This window comes from Alcaligenes sp. AB3 (assembly GCF_031844565.1).
Classification (GTDB): Bacteria; Pseudomonadota; Gammaproteobacteria; order Burkholderiales; family Burkholderiaceae_B; genus Alcaligenes; species Alcaligenes faecalis.
In genome coordinates, this window is the sequence record NZ_JAUZVM010000007.1 from 172,816 (window position 1) to 179,676 (window position 6,861).

The window sequence follows — 6,861 nt, forward strand, 5'->3', positions numbered from 1 at the left end:
GGTGCAGGGAAGCAGCGGTAGCGATTAGCTGTAGAGCGGCGGTGCGTCTGTCAGGGGCACGGTCAGACGCGCTTCCAGACCGCCACTTTGACGATTCAACAGTTCCAGTGTGCCGCCATGCTGGGTGGCGATGGCATTCACAATGGATAAACCCAGTCCATATCCCGCCTGCTGCTGCGAGCCGCGCCAAAAGCGGTTCATGGCCAGATCCCGTTCGCTGTCGCTCAAGCCGGGACCGTGGTCCAGGACACTGATACGCAGGTAGCCTGGTTCTCCGGCCTCAATCCGCAGGCTGATTGGCTGCTGCGCCTTGGTATAGCGCAAGGCATTGTCGATCAGGTTCTGCACGGCCACTGTCAGCAGGGATTTTTCAATCTGCACCGGGCCGGGTTTGCTGCGTATATCCAGCGTGATCTGGTCGATGGTGTCGCCATAAATGGCTTTAAGCGCGTGCAAGGCGGCATACACGGCCTCGTCCGCCTGGCTGCTTTCCTTGCTGGCGCCTTGACCGTCCAGGCGGGCCAGTTCCAGCAGTCGCTGCAAAATGTTCTGTAGTTGCTGCACGCCTTGGTCCGCCTGGCTCAAGGCGGTATCCAGCGTGTTGCGCTCGCCAGGACGCTGGGCGGCCAGATGGGCAACTTGAATATGGGTTTTGATGCCCGTCAGCGGGGTGCGCAGTTCGTGGGCGGCGCTATCGGTAAAGCGGCGCTCGCGCATGATGGCGGCTTGTTGGCGTTCCAGCAGTTCCTCAATAGTTTGTAGCAAAGGTTGCAGCTCAACCGGGGCTTTGACTTTGGGCAGCGGGCTGTCGTCACCCGGACGGCGGCGGGACAGCAAATCCCGAATTCGTTCCAGTGGCGCCAGGCCGTGACCGATACCAATCCACAAAAGCAGCAGGCTGCCAAACAAGGCCACCACAAAGGGCAGACCAGCCGAGAGCATGATTTCCCGTACCAGTGACTCGCGTATTTCTATGCTGTCGGCAGCGGCAATCTGGATATGGCCTTCGCGCAGGACAAAGGTGCGCCAGCGCTTGCCGCCATGGATATGCGTGCTAAAGCCTAACGCCACTTGTGACATGTCGGGGCTGCCCGCCGTGCGGCTGACAGCCTGGATTTCCACTTCACTGCGCACCACGCTGATTTCACAAGCCACGCCATCGCGAGCGATGATGTCCAAAGGGCGCTCGGCCGATTGGGCCAGCTCCTGCAAGTTCGGGAATTGGGCTACCAGTCCGGCCACCATCCGGGCCGATGCTGCCAGTCGGCTATCGAGCGCCTCACGTAAAGAGTGACGCGCATCCATCAGCATCCAAGTGGCGACCGCACTCCAGAGTACGGTCAGGGAAATGCCGATAACCAGCAGCAATCTAAGGCGTAAGCTCATGGCGTCACATACCTAGCCGGCAGGCCCCAGTTTGTAGCCCAGGCCGCGCACGGTCTCGACAATATTGCTGCCCAGCTTGCGGCGCAAATGGTAGATGTGCACATTGATGGCATTGCTTTCCAGGTCCTGGTCGTAGCCATACACGCTGTCGCACAGTTGTTCGGCGCTCAGGATGGTGTGGGGTTTGTTAAGCAGGGCACGCAACAAGGACAGTTCGCGACGTGCCAGGCTGACCGGCTTGCCATCCAGCGTGACATGGCCGGTGGACGCACAGAAGCTGAGCCGTCCATATTCAATGCAATCGGTTTCATGACCGGCCACGCGTCGTGTCAAGACATGCAGACGTGCCAGCAGTTCGTCCAGGTCAAATGGTTTGATGACGTAGTCATCGCCCCCGCCCAGCAGTCCTTCGACCCGGTGATGCAGCGCATCGCGTGCCGTCAAAATCAGAATGGGCAATTTGCGGCCTTGTTCGCGCCAGCGACGCAGCAGCGTCAGCCCGTCCTGATCGGGCAAACCCAGATCCAGAATACAGACATCAAAGTGCGAAGACAGCAAGGCTGTGTCGGCCAGGCTGGCCGTGCCCACGTGGTCCACGGTGAGCCCATGCAGTCGCAAGCCCGCCACAATTCCGCTGGCGACAAGCGCATCATCTTCAACAAGTAAAACGTGCATTCTCCCCCCTGTAGCGAATGCGGCGTGTGCAGGCAAAGCCTGATGTTTATTACGTTTTGGCGTTCATGTTAGCAGTCTTGAGGGCAGGGGCGAGAGGGAAAGTTCTCTTAATTTGGCCTTAATCCTGATCCTCTACTGTGATGTAGATTGCATTGCATTTGTATCTCGGTACTTACTTTTTTAATAAAACCGGCTTGGGCAATGACGTTTCTCTAGGCTTAGCCGCATGACAGATATCGGGCATTAACTCACATGACTCCTATATTAGGAATATTACTGGCGACCAGTTTTGTCGCCTCTTTGGTGGCACTGGGCATTCTTGTCTGGGCCGTAGCAAACAAGCTGATTTTCGTTGGGAAGAACGAAGCCGAGACCATCTTCATGAAAGGTGAGCTCGGGCAGCCGGATGACAGTGCTTCCTTTGGGGGGGAGAACGAAGCACAGACGCATCGCTTTGACGTTTTACGTGCGGGCATTGACCGCAGTGGTCGGGGGCCGGTGCTGCTTCTGGTCACGGTCGGGATTACCTGGCTGCTGATCGGTTCGGTGTTTGGCGTGATGGCCTCGCTGAAACTGCACTGGCCGGATTGGCTGGCCGACGTGGCCCAAGTGACCTTTGGTCGTGCGCGTACCTTGCACCTGAACATCGTGGCCTATGGCTGGCTGTCGGTGACCGGGATTGGCGTGGCCCTGTGGCTGTTGCCGCGTATTTTTCATACGCCGTTGCGTCGCCCCAATATGGTGTACTTTGGCGCCGCGCTGTGGACCCTTGGGGTATTGGGCGGCACGATTGCCGTGGCCAATGGCTGGTCTGACGGCATCGAGTGGCTGGAATTTCCCTGGCAGATCGACATTCTGCTGGCTGTGGGCGGCTTTTTCCTGGCCTGGCCTGCGATTGAAACTGCAGCGAACCGCAAGTCGCGTCACATCTACGTGTCGGGCTGGTACTTCCTGGCCGGCATGGTCTGGTTTCCCTTTCTGTTTCTGGTGTCCAATATCCCTGGTCTGCACATCGGTGCCCAGCAAGCAACTGTGAACTGGTGGTTTGCTCACAACGTGCTGGGGCTGTGGCTGACGCCGATGGGGGTGGGTGCGGCTTACTACATCATCCCCAAAATCATCGGCAAGCCCGTGTATTCCTACAACGTGTCCTTGCTGGGTTTCTGGAGTCTGGCGCTGTTCTACAGCCAGGTCGGTATTCACCACTTGATGGGTGGCCCGGTGCCAACCTGGGCCGTGACCTTGTCCGTGGTGCACAGCATCATGATGTTTGTGCCGGTAATTGCCGTGGCGATTAACCAGCACGTAACCGTTGCGCAGAACCTGTGGGCCTTCAAGCAATCCATGGCCCTGCGTTTCGTCTGGATTGGCGCGCTGATGTACACCTTGTCCTCCTTCCAGGGTTCGCTGGAAGCGATCCGCTCGGTGAACTCGGTGACGCACTTTACGCATTACACCGTCGGTCACGCTCACCTGGGCGCCTACGGTTTTGTGTCCATGGTGATGTTCGGCACGCTGTATTACATGATGCCGCACATTCTGGGACGTCGCTGGCCTTTCCCGGCTCTGATCAAAACCCATTTCTGGCTGGTGACGGCAGGCTTCACGATCTACGTGCTGGCTCTGAGCATTGCCGGTGTGGTGCAGGGCATGGGTTTGATGGACCCAGGTTCAAGTTTTGGCGAGATCACTCGCAAGATGGTTCCGTATCTGGAAGCCCGCTCCATTGGCGGCACCATGATGACCTTGGGCCACTTTGTCTTTGCGGCTCACTTTGCCTTGCTCTTGCTGCGCAAAGGTTCCGCTGTTAATGCGACTCCTACACTTGCTCGGGCAGATGCGTCATGAATCGACTCTTACCTTTACTGATCGGGGCCATTGGCGTGTTGCTGCTGGCCACCTTGATGCTGGTGATTTTGCCAGCCTGGCAACTGCGTACCTCGGAACCGCCGGAGCAGTTGCAACCTTATACCGCCCAGCAATTGCTGGGACGTGACGAGTACGTGGCCAATGGCTGTTTGTACTGTCACAGCCAGCAGCCACGCTCCACCGGTCAAACCCTGTTTGATACGGCACGTGGCTGGGGCCGTGCGTCCACACCGGGCGATTACTTTTACGATTCGCCCCACCTGCTGGGCACCATGCGTACCGGTCCGGACCTGTTCAACGTGGGGGCACGCATGAAAAGCCGTGACTGGCATTTGACCCATCTGTATCAGCCCCGTGCGATTTTTGACTGGAGCCTGATGCCGTCCTATCCCTATATGTTCGAGCTGAAAGACCAGGTTTCCGAAGGTGACGTGGTGGTGCGTTTGCCGGAATCCCTGCAGCCTGCGGGCAAGCATGTGGTCGCCCGCAAGGAAGCGCTGGATTTGGTGGAGTACCTGCTGGCTCTGGATCGCACCTACGCGACCAGCGCGCAGGAACTGGATAAACGTGACCGTGGCTACGATCGTCGCCCCGCTGAAGCCTCGACGGATTCGGGCGCTAAATAGGACAAGTCATGACAATGGAAAAAGTTTCTAGTTCGCCCCAGGTCGAGAACATCGACCCTACCTTCGAGCCATGGGAGCCGCCGCGCCCCATTCCGATTTTCCTGTTGGCGGTGCTGTTCGCCTTGGCCCTGGCTGGGGTAGGTTTGTACCTGCACGATCTGGCGCCACACGCGGCACCGGACGAGCCTACGGCTCCTGTTCTTGCCTCCAGTGTGGGTGGCACGCCTGTGGCACCTGTGATTCCTGCCTTGAAGGATGCGCCGGTGCTGGTGCATTCCGGGCAGGGCAGTGTGTGGAGCTGTGCTTCCTGCCACGGCGAGGCAGGTGAAGGCGCTGGCATCACTCCACGTCTGGCCGGTATGCCCGAAGCGTATCTGCTCAAGCAGCTGGAGGATTTTGCCAAAGGAACACGCCTGAACGAGTCCATGCAGTATGTGGCTCGTGGCATGAAGCCGGACGATATGAAGGAGCTGGCTACCTACTACGCCAAGCTGCCGGCCCCCGCCATTAACGTGCCCAGCTCGGAAGCGAACCTGGCCCGTGGCGAAGCCCTGTTCCATAAAGGGGACTGGAAGCAGAACGTGCCCGCATGTATCAGCTGCCACGGCAGTCAGGGTGAAGGGGTGGGGGCGTCCTTCCCGCCTTTGGCCGCGCAACAGGCCGAGTACTTGTTCAGCCAGCTGTCGGCCTGGAAAGGTGGCCATCGTCACAACTCGCCGCAAAGCCTGATGGATGACATTGCATCGCGCTTGTCCTACGAGGACCTGTATGCGGTTTCCTACTACGCCGCCTCGCTGCCAGCCAATGGCAAGCAGGCGAAATAAGATCAGAACAGAGAGCTTTTTATGAAAGACACTCAAAACAATGGTCGCAGCAAACCCGCCATGTCGGGTGGACGCAGACTGGCCTGGGGGGCCGGTATTGGTGTGCTGCTCTTTGCAATTGGCTACGGCATGAACGCCAAGGGCTGGTTGTCCTTTTCCCTAGGCTCGCCAGACAATGGCACGACTCAGCTGGGCGAGGCTACGTATAGCCGTGAAGCGATGGAAGCCGACCGCAAGGCGCAGAGCAAGGATAAGCACTCGGTCACGGCCGGCATGCCTGTGGGGGCGGATGGCTACTATGTGCCGCCACCAGAGAGCAGCATCCCGGATACGCCGTATGGCGAGGCGGTTCGTCGCGGTCAAAAGATTTTTATGGAAACCTCGACTACGGTGTCCGATCACGTGGGCAATACCCTGGCTTGTGTGAACTGTCACCTGGACGGTGGGCGTCGTGAACATTCCGCACCTATGTGGGGGGCGTATGTCAGCTATCCGGCCTATCGTTCCAAGACCAAGGCGATCAGCACGCTGGAAGATCGCATTATTGGCTGTTTTACCTATTCCATGAATGCGCAGGCTTCGTCCTCGGGCGTTGCACCGCCCGCTGGGAGCGATGTGTATCGTGACCTGATGACCTATATGTACTGGATGTCCGATGGGGCGCCGACGGGTCAGAAGTTGCCAGGTGCCGGCTTTCCCAAGGTTAAAAAGACCGAGCTGGGTTATGACGTAGCGCGCGGTAAAGAGGTCTACACCAACAACTGTGTGTTGTGCCACGCGGTGGATGGTCAGGGGCAGAAGGATGCCGAAAGTGGTGTGGTGTTCCCGCCCTTGTGGGGCCCCAACTCTTATAACTGGGGTGCCGGGATGGCTCGTATTGATACGGCTACCGGTTTCATCAAGGCCAACATGCCTTTGGGTAAACCGTTCTCCTTGTCCGATCAGGATGCGTGGGACGTAGCGGCGTATATCAACAGTCATGAGCGTCCCAAGGATGCTCGTCAGAAGGGGACGGTTGAGCAAGCTCGTGTGGAGTTCCACGATGGCGAGGAAAGTTACTACGGTAAGGAAGTGAACGGCGTGATTCTGGGTGGAGGCGTGGAGAAGTAAGCCTTTGGCCTGGTTGCCGTTTGTTTGAAGATGAGACCGCCTCAGTTTCTTTTGGGAACTGAGGCGTTTTGTTTTGGGCTTCTTCTTCTTCTTCTTCTTCTTCTTCTTCTTCTTCTTCTTCTTCTTCTTCTTCTTCTTCTTCTTCTTCTTCGGTTTCCTGAGCGTTGGGGAGTGGCGCTGCTTATGCGCAGAGCAGGAGGTTTGTTAGACAAGGAGCGCAGAGAGCCTGCATGTTTGGATAGTGCTTCGTGGAAACGCCGGTCTGGGCCGGGGGGCCGTCCTCCGGGCTTGGCTCCTTGCCGGTGCTGCGCACCGGTGCCCTGGTCAGGCTTGCTATTCGGGCGCGCCCTGAACTCGCGAAAGTGCCTTGT

At 58.1% G+C, this 6,861-nt stretch carries 7 protein-coding genes; 4 read left to right on the plus strand and 3 right to left on the minus strand.

Translation table 11 applies throughout. The features are described 5' to 3' along the window. Window positions 1-24 precede the first annotated feature (24 nt). Both Q9R35_RS14745 and Q9R35_RS14750 read right to left on the minus strand, forming a co-directional pair. Window positions 25-1,386 carry an ATP-binding protein gene (locus tag Q9R35_RS14745; RefSeq protein ID WP_311220044.1) on the minus strand — a complete coding sequence of 454 codons (1,362 nt, stop codon included), beginning with the start codon at window positions 1,384-1,386 and terminating at the stop codon, window positions 25-27. Between the two features lie 12 nt (window positions 1,387-1,398). Then, the gene (locus Q9R35_RS14750; RefSeq protein WP_042489057.1) at window positions 1,399-2,061 is read right to left on the minus strand and encodes a response regulator; all 663 of its coding nucleotides are present in this window, start codon (window positions 2,059-2,061) and stop codon (window positions 1,399-1,401) included. A 252-nt stretch (window positions 2,062-2,313) separates the two neighbouring features. On the opposite strand from Q9R35_RS14750, the gene Q9R35_RS14755 reads away from it, so the two are divergent. The 4 genes from Q9R35_RS14755 to Q9R35_RS14770 are packed head-to-tail and all read left to right on the plus strand — an operon-like array spanning window position 2,314 to window position 6,490. After that, complete coding sequence (locus tag Q9R35_RS14755) at window positions 2,314-3,909, plus strand: cbb3-type cytochrome c oxidase subunit I (protein ID WP_031232271.1); 1,596 nt, start codon at window positions 2,314-2,316, stop codon at window positions 3,907-3,909. Continuing rightward, window positions 3,906-4,556: a cbb3-type cytochrome c oxidase subunit II gene (locus Q9R35_RS14760; RefSeq protein ID WP_009461016.1), complete on the plus strand. Its 651-nt coding sequence runs from the start codon at window positions 3,906-3,908 to the stop codon at window positions 4,554-4,556. The genes Q9R35_RS14755 and Q9R35_RS14760 overlap by 4 nt, the downstream gene beginning before the upstream one ends. Window positions 4,557-4,564: 8 nt before the next feature. Then, window positions 4,565-5,380, plus strand: coding sequence for a cytochrome c (locus Q9R35_RS14765; RefSeq protein WP_042489051.1), 816 nt, complete (start codon window positions 4,565-4,567; stop codon window positions 5,378-5,380). Window positions 5,381-5,401: 21 nt separating this feature from the next. Beyond that, the gene (locus tag Q9R35_RS14770; protein ID WP_311220045.1) at window positions 5,402-6,490 is read left to right on the plus strand and encodes a c-type cytochrome; all 1,089 of its coding nucleotides are present in this window, start codon (window positions 5,402-5,404) and stop codon (window positions 6,488-6,490) included. 41 nt (window positions 6,491-6,531) lie between these two features. Here the strand turns inward: Q9R35_RS14770 and Q9R35_RS14775 are convergent. After that, on the minus strand, window positions 6,532-6,861 hold a 330-nt coding region (locus Q9R35_RS14775), incomplete at its 5' end, for a hypothetical protein (protein ID WP_311220046.1).

Excerpts from the sequence above, each read along its gene's own strand:
- Q9R35_RS14745 (WP_311220044.1), bottom strand. The coding sequence starts at position 1,386 with ATGAGCTTACGCCTTAGATTGCTGCTGGTTATCGGCATTTCCCTGACC.
- Q9R35_RS14750 (WP_042489057.1), bottom strand. The coding sequence starts at position 2,061 with ATGCACGTTTTACTTGTTGAAGATGATGCGCTTGTCGCCAGCGGAATT.
- Q9R35_RS14755 (WP_031232271.1), top strand. The coding sequence starts at position 2,314 with ATGACTCCTATATTAGGAATATTACTGGCGACCAGTTTTGTCGCCTCT.
- Q9R35_RS14760 (WP_009461016.1), top strand. The coding sequence starts at position 3,906 with ATGAATCGACTCTTACCTTTACTGATCGGGGCCATTGGCGTGTTGCTG.
- Q9R35_RS14765 (WP_042489051.1), top strand. The coding sequence starts at position 4,565 with ATGACAATGGAAAAAGTTTCTAGTTCGCCCCAGGTCGAGAACATCGAC.
- Q9R35_RS14770 (WP_311220045.1), top strand. The coding sequence starts at position 5,402 with ATGAAAGACACTCAAAACAATGGTCGCAGCAAACCCGCCATGTCGGGT.